The sequence below is a fragment of the uncultured Endozoicomonas sp. genome (assembly GCF_947495845.1).
Classification (GTDB): Bacteria; Pseudomonadota; Gammaproteobacteria; order Pseudomonadales; family Endozoicomonadaceae; genus Endozoicomonas.
In genome coordinates this window covers 101,408-118,111 of record NZ_CANMAO010000011.1, presented here as the reverse complement: position 1 = coordinate 118,111, position 16,704 = coordinate 101,408, and the positions used below count along the sequence as shown (strand labels likewise).

At 46.6% G+C, this 16,704-nt stretch carries 13 protein-coding genes; 9 read left to right on the top strand and 4 right to left on the bottom strand.

Annotation, left to right across the window (positions count from 1 at the left end; all coding sequences use genetic code 11):
- Positions 1-419 precede the first annotated feature (419 nt).
- Complete coding sequence (gene dacB, locus Q1B11_RS09850) at positions 420-1,826, bottom strand: D-alanyl-D-alanine carboxypeptidase/D-alanyl-D-alanine-endopeptidase (RefSeq protein WP_299731448.1); 1,407 nt, start codon at positions 1,824-1,826, stop codon at positions 420-422.
- Positions 1,827-2,039: 213 nt separating this feature from the next.
- Between dacB and Q1B11_RS09845 the strand changes: the two genes are divergently transcribed.
- A complete protein-coding gene (locus Q1B11_RS09845) occupies positions 2,040-4,421 on the top strand; it encodes an ATP-binding protein (protein WP_366139451.1) in 2,382 nt (793 codons plus the stop codon).
- A gap of 65 nt (positions 4,422-4,486) precedes the next feature.
- Here the strand turns inward: Q1B11_RS09845 and Q1B11_RS09840 are convergent, their stop codons facing one another.
- Complete coding sequence (locus Q1B11_RS09840) at positions 4,487-5,959, bottom strand: hypothetical protein (protein ID WP_299731442.1); 1,473 nt, start codon at positions 5,957-5,959, stop codon at positions 4,487-4,489.
- 146 nt (positions 5,960-6,105) lie between these two features.
- On the opposite strand from Q1B11_RS09840, the gene tcdA reads away from it, so the two are divergent.
- Complete coding sequence (gene tcdA / locus Q1B11_RS09835) at positions 6,106-6,897, top strand: tRNA cyclic N6-threonylcarbamoyladenosine(37) synthase TcdA (protein ID WP_299731439.1); 792 nt, start codon at positions 6,106-6,108, stop codon at positions 6,895-6,897.
- Here the strand turns inward: tcdA and Q1B11_RS09830 are convergent.
- Positions 6,894-8,627, bottom strand: coding sequence for a SufS family cysteine desulfurase (locus tag Q1B11_RS09830; RefSeq protein WP_299731436.1), 1,734 nt, complete (start codon positions 8,625-8,627; stop codon positions 6,894-6,896). The two genes, tcdA and Q1B11_RS09830, sit on opposite strands and share 4 nt — an antisense overlap.
- A gap of 513 nt (positions 8,628-9,140) precedes the next feature.
- On the opposite strand from Q1B11_RS09830, the gene ilvG reads away from it, so the two are divergent.
- The 3 genes from ilvG to Q1B11_RS09815 are packed head-to-tail and all read left to right on the top strand — an operon-like array spanning position 9,141 to position 11,497.
- Positions 9,141-10,796 (top strand): acetolactate synthase 2 catalytic subunit, encoded by a 1,656-nt coding sequence (ilvG, locus tag Q1B11_RS09825; RefSeq protein WP_299731433.1) that lies wholly within the window; start codon positions 9,141-9,143, stop codon positions 10,794-10,796.
- Positions 10,793-11,062: an acetolactate synthase 2 small subunit gene (gene ilvM / locus Q1B11_RS09820; protein WP_299731430.1), complete on the top strand. Its 270-nt coding sequence runs from the start codon at positions 10,793-10,795 to the stop codon at positions 11,060-11,062. Before ilvG ends, ilvM begins: the two co-directional genes overlap by 4 nt.
- 21 nt (positions 11,063-11,083) lie before the next feature.
- Complete coding sequence (locus Q1B11_RS09815) at positions 11,084-11,497, top strand: hypothetical protein (RefSeq protein ID WP_299731427.1); 414 nt, start codon at positions 11,084-11,086, stop codon at positions 11,495-11,497.
- A 22-nt stretch (positions 11,498-11,519) separates the two neighbouring features.
- Here Q1B11_RS09815 and Q1B11_RS09810 read toward each other — a convergent pair whose 3' ends face one another.
- Positions 11,520-12,470, bottom strand: coding sequence for a LysR family transcriptional regulator (locus Q1B11_RS09810; RefSeq protein ID WP_299731424.1), 951 nt, complete (start codon positions 12,468-12,470; stop codon positions 11,520-11,522).
- Positions 12,471-12,985: 515 nt separating this feature from the next.
- On the opposite strand from Q1B11_RS09810, the gene Q1B11_RS09805 reads away from it, so the two are divergent.
- From Q1B11_RS09805 to Q1B11_RS09790, 4 genes are all read left to right on the top strand, one after another.
- A complete protein-coding gene (locus tag Q1B11_RS09805) occupies positions 12,986-13,447 on the top strand; it encodes a hypothetical protein (RefSeq protein ID WP_157673380.1) in 462 nt (153 codons plus the stop codon).
- Between the two features lie 324 nt (positions 13,448-13,771).
- Positions 13,772-14,404 (top strand): hypothetical protein, encoded by a 633-nt coding sequence (locus Q1B11_RS09800; protein ID WP_299731420.1) that lies wholly within the window; start codon positions 13,772-13,774, stop codon positions 14,402-14,404.
- A gap of 101 nt (positions 14,405-14,505) precedes the next feature.
- Positions 14,506-15,186 carry a hypothetical protein gene (locus Q1B11_RS09795; RefSeq protein WP_299731417.1) on the top strand — a complete coding sequence of 227 codons (681 nt, stop codon included), beginning with the start codon at positions 14,506-14,508 and terminating at the stop codon, positions 15,184-15,186.
- Between the two features lie 287 nt (positions 15,187-15,473).
- Positions 15,474-16,574, top strand: coding sequence for a helix-turn-helix transcriptional regulator (locus Q1B11_RS09790; RefSeq protein WP_299731414.1), 1,101 nt, complete (start codon positions 15,474-15,476; stop codon positions 16,572-16,574).
- Positions 16,575-16,704: the final 130 nt, after the last annotated feature.

Genomic DNA, 16,704 nt, shown 5'->3' with positions numbered 1-16,704 from the left:
TCTTAACCGATGCAATCGCACAAGCGCCCACACGAATTGTCTGATATCTTGTTAAAGAACCTGACCAGTGCGTGCCGAAGCGCGTCTTATCTGATCTCCAACCGGCGACTTTCCCCTTACAAGAGGGCCGATCAGCGAGGCCGCTATCATACCGAAGCGGCTTTCGTTGTCAAGCGATCGTTTTCAGATGCTTTTCAACTCGCTGACGTTGTCGTTCAGACCTTGTCAGCGGAGGCACATATTAACGCGCCGAATGATTTTGTCAATCGGTTATTCAACCTAATTTAAAATCTCTCTTCTCGTTCAGCAGTGCTGTCCGGAAGAGCTGCGCATTATAGATAGATTTGATTTGAAAACAAGCGTTGGTCGTCTGTTTTAGAAAGAAATGTCGTCTTTCTTTTATGGAGTGTTTCTTCCTCCTAACTGGAGCCGGCCAAACGGCTAAGAAAGGAGCGATGAAACTCTCGGATACCTTGATGAAACGTTCTCACTTCTTTTCTGCTTGCAGGTTGCTCTGGCCTCAAACCATTTAATAGCACCGCAAAAATCAGCGGCGATCGATCTTCCCTAAAGACATACCCCACCATGGTATTCACGCCACTCATATAACCAGTCTTCAGCCATTGTCGTTCATTAGTCCGAATGGCTAACCAAGGTGCTTCTTCACCCCAGTTATCCCATCCTGCTTTTAATATCTCCGTAAAGTCTTCAGCACTGAGCATGTTATAGCGCGACAAACCTGAGCCATCCACTAATCTGCTGCGGGTTAAATCCACTCCTCGCTCTCTTAATAAGTCGAGTACGGCGTCTGTCCCTGTGGCATATGAGCCTTTGTCTCCATTCACCGTTCGACCGATGGTTTTCAATATGCTGTCTGCATACAAATTGTCTGACTTATCCAACAGCTCCTGAAGCAACTCTGGTACCGGTTCGGATTGATGAGTTGCTACCAGCTGTTTGAAGCTGCCTTCCGGTTTACCAATAATTACTTTGCCGTGCTGTGCGATTCCCTGTTTGTCCAACCACGATTCCACATATCGAGCAGCGGCTTCTTCCGGATCACGAACAGCGAACGCCATTCGTACTCTTTTTTTATTAGACTCCAGGCAACCTTCCAGCCGGTATTCATGACCTGGTGCTGGCCACACTTCCTGAACACAACCACCTTCTTCCTTCTTACCCGGCGCTTTGGTCACTACATGACTGTCTATAGATAGAAGCCAGTTGGGTTCATCGTAAAACATCTGTGCATAGTCACCGGGAATTTTTGCCGGCACCAACCAACCATAAAAACAATTTCGATCCAGAATGACCGCACTGACCGGTGCCGCAAAACAGATGTTGTGGTCATCCCAACTTGCACCACCGGCTCTTGAGTAGCCATCATATATAGAGCCATCAATCCATATATTCCCTTTAATGGTTTCAACACCTTTAATAGAAAGCTTCTCCAATAACCCGGAAAGGTCTTGTCGCGTCAGTGATGGATCGCCAGAAAACGAAATGACTAAATTGCCTGAGTAGGTTGAGTTAGTACCCAACTGGCGATCGGATAGCAATGATGTGGCGTAGCGAAAATCTTTCCCTAGGCTCTGATATGCTGAAATAGCGGTAATCGCTTTAACAGTGCTGGCCGGTAACAGATTGAACTGACTGTTTCGATCAAGAACAACCGACCCCGTTTCGGCATCAATGACTTTTATGGAATGGATATGCCCCGGTGGTAAAGTCGAAAGGAGTTGATCCAGTTCTTCATTTATAGAAGCCTGAACGGGCTTGATCATTAACAGGAATATCAGGAGAAAGTATTGATAGAACAGTTTCATTTCAAGAAGCTCTGCCGCATAAAAGTGCGATATGGAATACAACCAACCATCCAATCTACCACTATGCTATTTAGACGGTACCAGATCAATACAGCTTCTTGGGTGCCGACAAACTTAATCGATGAGAGTAAGATGTTAAAACAATAAGATATCCACCCCGGATAGCCGACTGGCTCCCACTGTGAACGCTTTTAGCGGGAAATGGCAAGACTTGTGAAGAAACTCAAATTAACTGCGAACCAGCTGATCGCCAAACAACCAGCGAAGGATTTGGGATTCAAGTCCACAGACGAGCTCGAAAACTACGTTGGCATTCTCGGTCAGGATAGAGCCGCCACGGCTATTCAGTTTGGTGTTGCCATGCACCGGTCCGGCTACAACATGTATGTCATGGGTGAGTCTGGTACCGGGCGAATGTCCTACCTGCGCAAATATCTGGAATCCGAAGCACAGAGTCGAAGCACTTCCGATGACTGGGCTTATGTGAACAATTTTGACAACCCCCGGGAACCAAAAGCACTTAAGCTTCCTGCAGGGCTTGGTAGTAGTCTGCTCAAAGACTTTGAAAATTTTATCGATAAGCTCCTGATGACCTTTCCGGCCGCTTTCGAAAACCCAACGTATCAACATAAAAAAAGCGCCATTGAGCGCAGCTTTAACCGCCGCTACGATCAAGCCATTGACCAAATCGAGCAAGAAGCGCTGAAACGGGATATCGCCCTTTATCGTGATACCGGCTCTCTAAGCTTTACGCCAATGCTGAGCGGTAAAGCCATGGACGAAACCGAATTCGCCCAGTTGCCGGATAAGAAGCGCGAAAAATTCAACAATGATATCAGTCTGCTGGAAACCCGCCTGAACGAAGCTCTGGTGGAATTGCCGCAATGGAAGCGGGAATCCAATGAAAAGCTGCAGGACCTGAATCAGGATACGATTGATCAGGCTTTGGCGCCTTTATTAAAGCCAATGCTGAAGAAGTTCAGCAAAGAACAAAACATTCTCGATTACCTCGAAGCGGTAAAACAGCACCTTCACCGAACTGTTATTGAATATCTGGCGGACGAGCGTGCACTGGAATCCAAAGAAGACGCCAGCAAGCGTTCGGCACTGGAAGAACTGTATTGCCCAAACCTTGTGGTTGCTCATGAGAACGATGCCACTGCTCCGGTTATCTACGAATCGCACCCAAATTACAAAAACTTGTTTGGTCGCATCGAATACGCCAGCGACATGGGCGCGTTAGTCACCAATTACCGTCAGATCTGCCCGGGTTCATTGCATCAGGCAAATGGCGGTTATTTATTACTGGATGCCAACAAACTGCTTGAAGAACCTTTTGTTTGGGAAGCGCTGAAACGCGCATTAAAGGAACGCGAGTTAAAAATCGAGTCTCCCTATTCTGAAATGGGGTTGATGAACACTATCACTCTGGCGCCAGAGAACATTCCGCTTCATGTCAAAATCATTCTGGTGGGTTCACGGGATATCTATTACATCCTTCAGCAGCTTGATCCAGACTTCCATGAAATGTTCCGGGTGCTCGTGGATTTTGATGATCAGCTCCCCCGCATTCCTGAAACCGTTCAGGCCTTTGCGCAGTTATTGAAAAATCGCGCTGACGATGAAAACTACCCACCAATTACCTCCACTGCTGTGGCAAGAATGGTGGAACAAAGTTCCCGCATGACCGAGAACCAGACTCAGCTTTCCGCCAAAATTGGCGAACTGTTCGACTTGCTGGCCGAAGCGGACTTTATTCGCCGCACCGTGAATGGTCGCAAGATCAACCACGACCACATTGATAAAGCGCTGGATGCCAAAGCGGAACGCACCGGTCGGGTGAGTAAACAGATTCTTGAAGACATGCTGGAAGGCAGCATTCTGATCGACACCGACGGCGAGCAAGTCGGTAAAATCAATGGCCTAACCGTGCTCGCCATTGGCGATGCCTGCTTTGGCTCTCCTGCTCGTATTACCGCAGCAGTCTATCCTGGCTCACAAGGCATTGTGGATATTGAGCGAGAAGTGTCGCTTGGTCAGGCGATCCACTCCAAGGGCGTTATGATTCTTACCGGCTACCTTGGCAGTCGTTATGCTCAAAAATTTCCACTGGCCATTTCTGCCAGCCTGGCCATGGAGCAATCTTACGGCTATATCGACGGTGACAGCGCCTCCATGGCAGAACTCTGCTGCCTGATTTCAGCACTGACCGATACCCCCATCAAGCAGTGCTACGCCATTACGGGTTCCATGAACCAGCACGGCGAAGTGCAAGCCATTGGTGGTGTGAATGAGAAGATTGAAGGTTACTTTGATCTGTGTAATGCCCGAGGTTTGACGGGGGAACAGGGTGTCATTATTCCTCAGGCGAACGTGCGCAATCTGATGTTGCACAGTAAAGTCGTCGATGCGGTGAAAGCCAAGAAGTTTAATGTGTACGCGGTTTCTCATGTAGAAGAAGCGTTGGAACTTCTCACCGGACATCGCCCAGGTGTTATCAACAGCAGAGGCAAATACCCTAAAGGTTCAATCAATCAAAAGGTGCTTGAACGTCTGCAGGAAATTGCTGACCTGGCAAAAGAAAGCCACGCCTGATTTTTTTGATTGTCATCGTCGGTCAGTACATGAAATATGCGCTGACCGATTCAATCCAGATATCTTTACTTGCGCAGTTCCTTTATTAACTCTTTCATATTAGTTGCCTTATAATCAAAATATGGCGTAGAAATTTGATCAGAAAGTTTAATAATCCCTTTATCGAGCAGTAACTTTCTATTGTCATCATTCCACTTATAGCAAAGATAATTTGCTAAATTGGCAGGTTTTCCTGGTTCACTCCACTTTGATATTTTGGCGTATGCTTCTTTAATTGCAGGAAGATCTTCTCTGCCAACCATCGAGAAAATCTTTTTAAAAACAGGCTTCATCCATTTTTTTTTAGCATAATTACCCTCCAAAATCTCAGCTAAGAGATCAACACAATCATTATTATTATTCAAGCATGATAAAAGCTCATCCATCTTTTGAAATTTTCGAGCTTCGTAAACGCTATATCGCCTAAACTGCTTTTTACAAAAATCGCTAGACTTTAACATCCTTGGAACTTTCGCTTCCGGCTCCATTAATGAATTCAATACTTCCTGAACATTATTGTTTTCAGAGCTTGATTCATATATTTTTTCAATAATCATGTCAGCATAACTGGGATTATATTTTTGAAAACCCCTGACATCCTGAATCAAATATAAAGCCATCGCCGATGGCAAATGATCAGGTATAAAGAATGGTATTTCATCATAGAATTTATAACATATTTTTCCTGTATTTTCAGACGGTATTGGAAAACCACTACAAAAAGAGGAATACAATACACGTCTTGTAAATGAGTCGCACAAGGTTATAAGACATGGCCTTGACTCTACTTCGTTTGTACTCAGCAGATAAGCAATCGGCCCCTGATCAACGTTCGTTTGCTTTGTTTTCAAAGGTTCTTCATTTGAAAATTCATGAGCAAACTCCACAGAAAAAAATACATAATTATTATGGTAATGGTTACCGTGCCTACCCTCTGTTTGCCTCAAAGAGGGAGACATCATAATCAAACGAGTTTCATCCAAACGTATACCGGTTTGATGCCTAAATCGCATTTTTACTGATCGAATAATTGACAAAATATTTTTTTCATCATCAGTTAGCTCACCCAATTCTTTTCTTATTTTCTCTAAGTTTATCGCCGACTGATTTCTAAGATTTCCGAAAGCAGTGTCTTTCATATTTTCGGGAAGCCCTAAATGTTTGAAATCATTTTTTAAGGTTTTATTATCAAGCCAATTGGTAACGGCTTTTTGAATAACTCTTGCCGCTTTATCTTCTTTCCCTAAATATATTTTGTTGGGATCAGCTGACAAACCACTTTCAGGGTGACAAAATAATTCAGCATCCCTATCCTTTATATCAGCGCAAGGCTCTTTAAATTTCAGCTCTGAAGATGCACTTTCAAACGCATATGTTCTTTTTTTGGTTATTTTGCAGACTACCCAATTTCCAAATCCACTCATTGCTTTTCGAAATTGTTTTACACGCCCGCCACTTACAGGCAAAGATTCCGACGACACTCCTGATACTCCACCCATACCTTCCTCCTTAGATCAAACCTATCTTTCATTCTAATATGAGCTAAAAACTTGACCAATCAATGCAACACAGTGATACCGGGTTTATAATCCGCATCATTTGCACTTAGGCCGCTTACATGACTCTCCATGAAACCAGATCAAATATGAATTCTCCGGATAATACCTTTAATCAACGGTTCGGCGGTATTAGACGTTTGTATGGCAACAACGCTGTTGAGACGTTGCGTCACGCTCATGTGTGCGTTATAGGCATTGGCGGCGTTGGTTCCTGGGCCGCAGAGGCACTGGCACGAACTGCCGTTGGTAAAATCACCCTGATTGACTTGGATGATATTTGCATCACCAACACGAACCGACAGTTGCATGCGTTGAGCGATACCGTCGGGCGTATTAAAGTGGACGTCGTTGCGGAACGCATTCAGCAGATCAATCCGGAATGCCAGTGCAATGTCATTGAAGATTTTATTTCTGAAGACAATATTCAGGAAATCATCACCAAAGACTTTGACTATGTGTTGGACGCTATCGACAGTTTCCGGGTCAAAGCGGCACTGATTGCCCACTGCAAGCGGAACAAAATCAAAATCATCACCACCGGCGGTGCGGGTGGGCAAGTTGATCCGACACAAATTCAAATCACCGATCTGACCAAAACCTGGCATGACCCGTTAGCACGGAAAGTCAGAAGCCAACTCAGGGATCGTCACGGCTTTAGCAAAGACATCAAAAAGAAATTTGGTGTGGATTGTGTGTTCTCTACGGAGCAGGCGGTTTATCCACAGGCGGATGGCACCATTTGCCAGACCAAACCCTCCGGTGAAGGCTCCATGAAAATGGATTGCTCCAGCGGGTTTGGTGCTTGTACTGCAGTCACTGCTACTTTTGGTTTTGTGGCGGCCGCTCGCATTATCGAGAAAATCACAAAGTCGGTTTAACGATAGCGATGGGCAATCGCCTGAATCTCTTTGACGATTGCCCTGAGTCCGTTCCCGCGGGAAGGGCTCAAGTGATTATACAGCCCCAGTTCTTGAAACCACTGCTCAATATTCTCACGCTCAATCGTTTCTGGCGTCTGACCGCTGTACACCGAGAGCACCATGGCAATTAACCCTCGAATGACCCGGGCATCGGAATCTGCAGCAAAATACAGTTGCATGGTTTCATCGTCATAGTGCGAGTGCAGCCAGACGCTGCTTTCACAGCCGTGCAACCTGGCATCTTCTGTTTTCCACGCTTCTGGCAATGCAGGCAACTCTTTTGCCAACATCATGATCTCTCGATAACGAGCCTGCCAGTTGGTAAAAACACTCAGTCGTTTTTCTATTGTCCTGCGATCCAGTGATTGGGTCTGGAATACTTCCGACAACCCAGCAGGCTCAACGTTGTCAGAAATAGTCAACTCTTCGCTGCCCACGCCAAACACTGGCGAGTGATGAAGCTGCTCCATAGCAGTAATAAACTGCTGAACTTCCTGCTCCGTGTTGTACATCGCAAAGGACGCTCTGACCGTTCCTTTCAGATTCAGGCTTTCCATCAACGGCATGGCGCAATGATGACCAACACGCACAGCAATGCCCTGTTGATCCAGCATCAACCCCAAATCCTGATGGTGGTACTGGTCAGAAAGGAAAGACACTACCGGCGCTTTCTGATCCGCCTCACCAATAAGACGGATGCCGTTTATTGACCGAAGTCCTTCTTCCGCCAGCAGTCGAAGCTTGTTTTCATGACTTTGTAGCTGATCGACATCCATTGTAGATAAAAACTCAAGGGCTTTCGCCAGCCCGATGGCACCAGCAATATTGGGAGTTCCTGCCTCAAACTTGAATGGCAATGCGTTATAACGGGTTTCGGTAAAACTGACCCGCTCGATCATTTCACCACCACCTTGCCAGGGCGGCATTGATTCTAATAATTCACGCCGACCGTAAAGAACACCAATCCCTGTTGGCCCGTACACTTTATGACCTGAGTAAACGTAAAAATCCGCTCCCAATTGCTGAACATCCACTTTCTGATGCGCCACTGCCTGTGAACCGTCCACCAGCACCAGGGCGCCGGCATCATGGGCAAGGCGAATCATTTCCTGTACCGGTAAAATAGTACCGATGGCATTGGACGTGTGAGCGATAGCCACCAGCCGTGTTTTTTCAGAAAGCAGCTGACGGTATGAATTCAGATCAACATTGCCGGCGTCATCCAGATCAATCACTCGAATAATGGCACCAGTGACTTCCGCCACCATTTGCCATGGGACGATATTGGCGTGGTGCTCTAACCGGCTGAGCATAATCTCATCGCCTGCCTGCAACTGGTTTCGTCCCCAACTATGGGCAACCAAATTGATGGCTTCAGTAGCTCCACGGGTCCAGATCACTTCTTCGGCGTAAGGCGCATTGAGCAATTGCCGGGCGGTTTCCCGGGCATCTTCAAAAGCATGAGTGGTACAAGCGCTCAGAAAGTGTGCGGCACGGTGCACATTGGCATTCTGCGCCCGGTAATAATAATCAATAGATTCAATGACGGAAGCCGGCTTCTGAGTCGTGGCCGCATTATCCAGATAGACCAGCGGACACCCATGAACCGTTCGCTGCAGCAGGGGAAACTGCTGTCGGATACGCTCCACATTAAAAACAGGTGAACTTTGACGGGTCTGGATTGTCATATTAATTACAGGGTCTTTAGTCTCTTTTGTGACGCCATTTTATGTAAAGAACTGGGTGAGGCAAGACTAATTGGTAATTCGACCACCAATGGTTGCTGTGCTATAAAAGTACACAGTAAGTATTTTTAATAAAAACTGATCAGGAATACACATGCTTTCATCTTTCAGCCAGCGCCTACTTATAAACGTGGTGATTATTATCTCCGCGGGGGAAATGTCTGGCTGAACAAAAGGTCACGACAAAAACCCCCGCACCGAAAGGTCCGGGGGTTTTTTTATACATTAATCATTTACCTTCACAGGTAATACCAATGGCGTTTTTAAATTGTGGAACGAGCAAGTTATTTTGGGCGACTGGGCAATACCCACAGGGTATAAAGACGAAGAGACGAGTCATAGCTTTTATGCCCTCGGGTAGTAGCTATGGCGAGGAACTTCAACGCAGGTTCAGCTGGTCAAAATAGCTGCGCAGCCCATAATTTAAAAACAGAATTGGTATAAGGGGGCAGAATCATGAACGGCGCACAGGCTATCGTTAAAACGCTTGAGGAACACGGGATAACTACCGTATTTGGCTATCCCGGCGGCACAATCATGCCAGTCTACGATGCGCTGTTGGATTCCTCTGTTGAGCACGTGCTCTGCCGTCATGAACAAGGTGCCGGCTTTGCGGCCATTGGTTATGCCCGGGCAGGACATCGCACCGGGGTTTGCATTGCGACTTCCGGCCCTGGCGCCACCAATCTGATCACCGCGCTGGCGGATGCCATGATGGATTCGGTGCCTATTGTTGCCATTACCGGTCAGGTTTCCAGAGAAGGCATTGGCACCGATGCCTTTCAGGAAATGGATATGCTCGGACTTTCCATGGCCTGCACCAAGCACAGCTTTCTGGTGACCGATGGCGATAAGCTCTGCCAAACGCTCCATGAAGCATTTGTTCTGGCTAATGAAGGCAGACCCGGGCCGGTCTTGGTTGATATCCCGAAAGATGTTCAACTCCATGATGTGCAGTGGCACCCACCTTTGGATCTGGTTAGCAATGAGTTTGAACCCGCAAGTTCTGATTTGGATAACATTCAACAGGCATTGACGCTTTTGCAAGCGTCGTCAAACCCCATTGCTTACATCGGTGGCGGTGCCGTGATGGCCGATGCCATTGACGAACTCCGACACTTCCTGAATACCACAGGCATCCCCAGTGTTTGCACCCTCAAAGGTTTAGGTTCCGTCGCACCAGATACCAACGGGTATCTTGGAATGCTGGGAATGCACGGCACTCAGGCAGCCAACATTGCGGTTCAGGAGTGCGATCTTTTGTTGGCGATTGGTGCTCGCTTTGATGACCGGGTGACTGGCAAACTCGATACCTTTGCCCCTAACGCCAAAGTTATCCACATGGATATTGATCCGGCAGAAGTTAATAAGCGCCGACAACCGGATGTCACATTGCATCAACCGATGAATTGGGTTTTATCACAGCTTTCAGAAAAGCTAAACGTCTCGCCTTGGACGGATTATTGCTCTCAACTTTCTCAACAATACGCTTGGGAATACAACAAACCCGGCGACGATATTTTTGCCCCAAAGCTGCTAAAAGAACTGTCCGATCGTTTACCAGCAAATGCCGTTGTCAGCTGTGATGTTGGTCAACACCAAATGTGGGTTGCACAACACGTGGGCTTTCATCACCCTCGCAATCATCTGACCAGTGGCGGATTAGGTACCATGGGCTATGGTTTACCAGCGGCTATCGGAGCTGTACTTTCCCGACCAGAGGACCCGGTCATTCTTGTCTCTGGTGATGGTTCGTTCATGATGAATGTGCAGGAACTGAATACGATTCGAAGAAAACAGTTACCCGTAAAAATTGTTTTATTGGATAACGAAAAGCTGGGCATGGTGCGCCAATGGCAGCAGCTATTTTTTGAAGGCCGCTACAGCGAAACGGACCTGTCTGACAACCCGGACTTCGTAACACTGGCCAGTGCCTTTGGAATTCCTGGTCGAACCATCACTCACCAGAATGAAGTTCAATCTGCATTAGAAGAGATGCTGGCATCACCCTCATCCTGGCTGTTACACGTTCGAATTGATGCCATGGAAAACGTCTGGCCGCTGGTACCGCCAGGCGCTGCTAATCACGAAATGCTGGAGGAAACCATATGAGCGTTCAATTACACCTACACTGCCGTCAACAACCGGATGTGGTTGAGCGCATTCTCAGGGTTATCCGTCATCGTGGTTTCACTCTGAACGCCATGAGCATGGCGCCATCCAGTTATGGTGAGAAAATTGAAGTGGCTGTGACCGTTTCCAGCAGCAGACCTTTGCATCTACTAACGGCTCAACTGCAAAAACTGCATGATGTGTTGCATTTAAATAGCCAAAATAGCAACGAAACCAACATCGCGAGTGATAGTCAGCCCCTATAAACATATAAAAGTGGCGTAATAATGGAACTTTTTCTCATTATCGCACTCTATTTTTACAACCTGGTTTGTGAAAAATCGACTATGAATAACAACACTAACATCAACACCATAGATTGCACTCTCGCTATAAACTCATCAATCATTGGGGGTGGCTTGGCTGCGGCTGCTTATGCCGTTACAGGGGGCGGTGCAGGTGTTGGCGTATTTAGCTATTACATGGTCACCGGGTGCGGTATCGGAGGTGCTACTGGCACTTTATTACAATGTCTTAGAAAACATTGCGATGTTGTGGATCTTGTGGCTCGGGAAATAACAGCCACATCACAAAATGATGATGCATCCCCGGATAGTTATGCTGTAAAAATCAGCTTCTCTCCCTGGATGGGCATAGTGTTGCCACGATTGAAACTCGAGTACACAACACCTTCAGCCTGACCTTAATGACCTTTCTCTACCCTCAACGACTTATGACTTCGCTTAACACCTCATTGCGTCGATCATTTTCTTTCAGTTGCTGGCGGAATCGGTTGATGATGAACTCCCGGAACCATCGGTGGGCTCGGTTATGTTCCCAGTACTCGGGCCATACAATATAATACTGAACTTTGGGAAGCTTGCCGGGCAGCGGCTTCATTCTCATATTCTTTACATAGGTATTGGCTTCCGCCACTTTTTCCATGGTCAGCAAGATGCGATTGCTGTCATTCACCAGCTGCAGCGCAACCGGGAAGCTTGGCGCTTTCGCTGCCACTCGGATATTTCTGCTAAGTCCATCCAGATAATCCCGCATAAAGTGAGGACTTCCCAACCAGGAAGAGTGCCGTACAACGGCATATTTTTCTAAATCTTCAACCGTAATGTTGTTATCACCAATTGGATGATCCTCTGATATCAAGGCACAGAGCGTATCTTCCATCAGAGGCACATAACTGAAACCCGCTGGCGGCTTACCCACATAAGCCATCACCAGATCCACCTGCCCTGCCTCCAGCTTTTGATCAAGCTGCGGACTGAAGTCAAGCAGCTCAAAGTTGAAATTAGGCGCCTGCTTCCAAAACTGATGAAGAATATCGGGCAAGTACTGCTCAAGCAGAATATAGCTACCGGCAATGGTGAAATTCTTTTCTGTTGTCCATGGATCAAACTGCTGATTCTCAAAAATCGTCCCGGCTTCAGTCACCACACGGTTCACATCTTCTTTCAGCGCCAGGGCTTTTTCTGAGAGGAACACCTTATTTCCCTGACGCACCAGAATGGGGTCATGAAGTGCTTCACGAAGTTGTGCCAACGTCCGGCTCATGGCGGACTGGGTGACGTGCATCTGTTTGGCCGCAAGGGATACACTCTGGGTATCCAGCAATGCCTTAAGGCCGGGCAGCAGATTCAGGTTGAGTCGATATAAATTCATACTATTTTTTGTGTACAGCGTTGTTTGCCTGAGATGCAAGGGTCTGTTGACATTTCGTTACGTGCTCAGCGGGTCAGGGCGCTCCTATGGCTAGGCGCAGTGCCGCAGGAATGCTCATTGCCTTTCAAGGTACTGGAACAACGACATAGGGGCGCCCTGACCCGCCCTTCGGGTGACTCAGAAAAACGTCCTCCGCTTTGTCAGACTTGCTCGACGTAGAATGACTACGCACTTCTCAAGTCTTTCGCGCGGTGGACGTTTTTCTGAATCACTGAGCCTCGAAACGAAACGTCAACAGACCCTAGCATTGTTCGAGCCAAGGAACTTATCACTGTCGAGACTATAGTCATAGCCTGCAAACTTCATCAGTAGTAACCCCTATACATTCATCATCATTCAGGTACACTGAAATCAGGAATCAGGATTATGTCGTGCAATTTTTCCTGATGATTCTGGCCTTGAAGTCTGACGAAAACGCCGTCAGACATCAGCTTACACAGCTGTACGGAGGGTCTATGAGCCAAGAAAAATATAAGAGTATTCAAGATCTGGTAGATAGCTATATCGATTCCGGCCTCTCTGCCAGAGAATACGTTGAAGAACGTGTCGATGCCGGCGATCTCAGTGCCGCAGAAGCGCTAAAACTGCTCTCGATATTACGGGATGCGCAATCCATTACCTTTAAGCTGGCGGAAGTCAGTGACGACGAATTTGACGGTCTGCACATGGTGCTCATCCGCAAAGAAGATGAAGATCTTGATGATGCAGCGCCGCTGTTCAGTATCGAGATTGATGAAAGCATGAATATCCACAGGGATGATGTGATCGAAGTGCTGCAAAAGTTTGCCAAAGAGCTGGCTGTTCTTGCTACCCGTGGCGAGCTGGACGAAGTGGAGACCATCGATTCTATTGATGACAACCCGGAAGAATGGCTGGATCACCCGAATATCCTACCCGCCAGTGAAACCCGCCATTAGGCACTCTCACACCATCTTCACTTTCTAATGATCAATGCCCGACACCCGTCGGGCATTTTTGTTTGCCCTGAAAATATATCCACTTGAAATATAAAAACTACCACTTATCGCAATATTGATATTAATCAACAATTTCATTGATCAACCTATTGAATGACCTGTGGATAAGTGTGTTTTCGTCTTTGATTGCAACCCTCGCAGAAACCTGTTCATTTTTTAACCAACACCATTTTTCATTGCATGCTATTACTATTCAGCGAACTTTTCATACCAGATCACATCAAAGATTGACCAAAATATTTCTTACTTACATCAGGTGTCAGCATGGTCAAACGAACACTCACCGCACTCATCATCGCGCTAACCTTCATCAGCACATTTGCATCAGCCTGTTTGGACGTCGGATGTTATGAACAACATTTCATTACCACATCACCCAACAGCATGAGAATCACCAAAGACAACGACCTATTTGGCGAAGACTTCTTTTTCGAAGATGCTATCCGCGGAATAACCAGCACTGTGTATAAATCAAAATTCCGGGTCTTCCGCTCTTATGAGCTCTACAACAGCAACGGATTCTGGGATGCCACCGCCAAGTTCACCTGGTCTTCCTATCTACCTTTCACGCTTAGCTTTTATTGGCATGAATATTATGTGAATGATTCTACTGGCACCCATCTTGGCGATATCAAAGCCACATTACTCACAGTGAAAGACGCAAAACTCTACCTGCAAAATAAAGACGGTCGTTACGTCGCTCAAGCAACACTCAACAAAGCCACTGGAGAGCTGAGAATCGCGGCTTATGAGAACCCAAGAATTCAAATTGCCAGCTTGAAAAGATCATCCGGTGGGCATGAAAAATGGTCGCTAAACCTGCTGCGACCAGAACTGGTGGACCAAAGACTTATTAAACTTCTGGCTACTATCGTGATTGATACCTATCCCATCTGAGCAAATCCCGGTGCTCAGACTATATTCACTGCACACAGGAATCATTCGTCATAAGGATATAGTGGTAACGCATTTGTATTTTGTGTGAGAGGCATCACGGTTTGAGTCATACAGCACCCTGTTTCAAGACTGGCAAACCGCCAGCTACATTAACAGACCCCATCAATGAGATCCGGCGGCAGATAAACGACCTCACCTGCAAACTATTGGATGAAGGCACCAACGCACAAATTCCAAAACACCAAATGCCAAAGTGGGTATGGAAAAACCTCGGTAAAGCGCTCGCCAATAGCAACATTAACCTTACCCCGTTAGCCCAACTGGCACAGCGGAAGGCCTGTCATCGAGAAATTTTGTTCCAAAGTGAAACAGCTGAGCAGCTTGATATCCAAACAGACATATTTTCCCTGGTCGCTATTACACTGTCACCTGGAGAAGCGACCGTCACCCATGATCATTTTGTGGATTGCGGCCCACTGTTAGTGCATGGCCATATCACAGAATTTTATGGTTACTCTGATCAGTTGACGGAAAACAAAGTTAAACTGGCGTTACTACCACACCGTCGTGAATTACTGCGGTTTGAGCCCGCCGAGTATTTTTCCGCGGAAGGGCAAAATACTCATCGATTGAAAGAATCCACAGGCAATGCGTCTGCGGTGGTGATCAACCTTTATCTCGAAAAAGAAGGTAACAGCGTGAAAGATCGCTACCCTTTCCACCTGGGAACTGACCCTGAATCCGGTGCAGAATGGTGGATAAACAATGCAGAAGAGCAATAATAAAGTTGGTTCGTCGATATACATCAGCCCCATGCTTTTAGGCTGTCGTATTGCCCCAAACATCTCGTTTCCATGCTCCGAGGTTGTCGCAAAACTCCAAACATCTCGCTCCCATGCTCTGCATGGGAACCAGAACTATTGAGACAGACTCGCTCTAGCGTTGGAATGCATACCTCAGAATTTATTCAGCTACTATTTTCTATACCACCTTTTTACGTATACCATGACGTCTATAAAGGCATGATAAAACTTATAATAAGAAGTGATAATAAAGAGTGTAGATCCGGATGCCCGATTACCAAATTGCCGCTACCTTTTTCAGCCTTGCATTGGCACTGATGACCTTGTTTCAGGTGGCTCCAGCAGTTCAACTAAAAGGTCGCGATAAACGAGCACTGTGCTTCGCACTACTGCAAATCAGTTTACTGGGTTACCTGCTGCAACCCATACTTCAGGCAGCAACGGATAATTTTTGGCTGCTTTGGATCTGCGGTTTCTTCCGCAATATGATTCCAACCCTGTTCTGGATGGTCTGTCTGCTACTATTTGACGACAGTTTCCGCTTGAATAGAAAAACACTCGCTATTCCCTTTATCATTATTTTTTCGCCAGCCATCGGCAGAGTGACTGCTTACCTGTTTGGGCTGGACAGCTCCTATATTTTCAATTGGGCGATGTTTCAGCTGCCACAATGGCTTGAATTTGGCCTGATTGCCCATGCATTGCTCACCGTCGTGCGTAGCCTGCGGGATGATCTGGTGGAATCCCGCCGGCAACTTCGGGTGTGGCTGTTGGGCAGCGTTGGTTTTTATATCGCCGTCGTCGTCACTATGGAGCAATTTTTCAATGGCGGACCACCGGCGTTTAAATTAGCTCAGCCCGTTATGCTGGCTCTGTTTCTGTTTGCCTTTTATGGCCGCCTGCTAAAATTTCGCTCTGGTTTGTTGTTTACCGAATCGATATCACAAGAATCACCCGTCACACATATTTTGCTTCGTGATGATTGCGAGCTTTCACAAAACGAACCTGAAACCGCTCTTGAAGCTGACTCGATTGATCAATTAAAACAGCTGATGGAAGAACAAAAGCTGTATAAGCAGGAAGGGATAACCATCAGCAATCTCGCCGATGCAATGAACATTCAGGAATACCGGTTAAGACAACTCATCAATCAGCAAATGGGTTACCGGAATTTTAATGACTTTCTTAATGGGTATCGCATTCAAGAATCTTGCCGTCGTCTGATTTCTGAACAGGAATACAGTTTGCCGGTACTTTCTATTGCACTGGATACCGGTTTTCGTTCATTGAGTGCATTCAATCGTGCGTTTAAAGAAAGAACCGGTGTGACACCCAGCGCATACCGAAAAGAGCAGATAGGTCGGTAACCCTGTAAGGGTTGCCGACATTCACACCAATCCTTTCAGGCTACCCGCAGTAGCATGAATGCCTACCTACTGATTCTGAAACCGCCTGACTGATTTTAAAATCAGTCTGACTTTTTTATTTTCAGTCAGA

Coding starts and splice junctions, on each gene's coding strand:
- dacB (WP_299731448.1), bottom strand. CDS start 1,826: ATGAAACTGTTCTATCAATACTTTCTCCTGATATTCCTGTTAATGATC.
- Q1B11_RS09840 (WP_299731442.1), bottom strand. CDS start 5,959: ATGGGTGGAGTATCAGGAGTGTCGTCGGAATCTTTGCCTGTAAGTGGC.
- tcdA (WP_299731439.1), top strand. CDS start 6,106: ATGAATTCTCCGGATAATACCTTTAATCAACGGTTCGGCGGTATTAGA.
- Q1B11_RS09830 (WP_299731436.1), bottom strand. CDS start 8,627: ATGACAATCCAGACCCGTCAAAGTTCACCTGTTTTTAATGTGGAGCGT.
- ilvG (WP_299731433.1), top strand. CDS start 9,141: ATGAACGGCGCACAGGCTATCGTTAAAACGCTTGAGGAACACGGGATA.
- ilvM (WP_299731430.1), top strand. CDS start 10,793: ATGAGCGTTCAATTACACCTACACTGCCGTCAACAACCGGATGTGGTT.
- Q1B11_RS09815 (WP_299731427.1), top strand. CDS start 11,084: ATGGAACTTTTTCTCATTATCGCACTCTATTTTTACAACCTGGTTTGT.
- Q1B11_RS09810 (WP_299731424.1), bottom strand. CDS start 12,470: ATGAATTTATATCGACTCAACCTGAATCTGCTGCCCGGCCTTAAGGCA.
- Q1B11_RS09805 (WP_157673380.1), top strand. CDS start 12,986: ATGAGCCAAGAAAAATATAAGAGTATTCAAGATCTGGTAGATAGCTAT.
- Q1B11_RS09800 (WP_299731420.1), top strand. CDS start 13,772: ATGGTCAAACGAACACTCACCGCACTCATCATCGCGCTAACCTTCATC.
- Q1B11_RS09790 (WP_299731414.1), top strand. CDS start 15,474: ATGCCCGATTACCAAATTGCCGCTACCTTTTTCAGCCTTGCATTGGCA.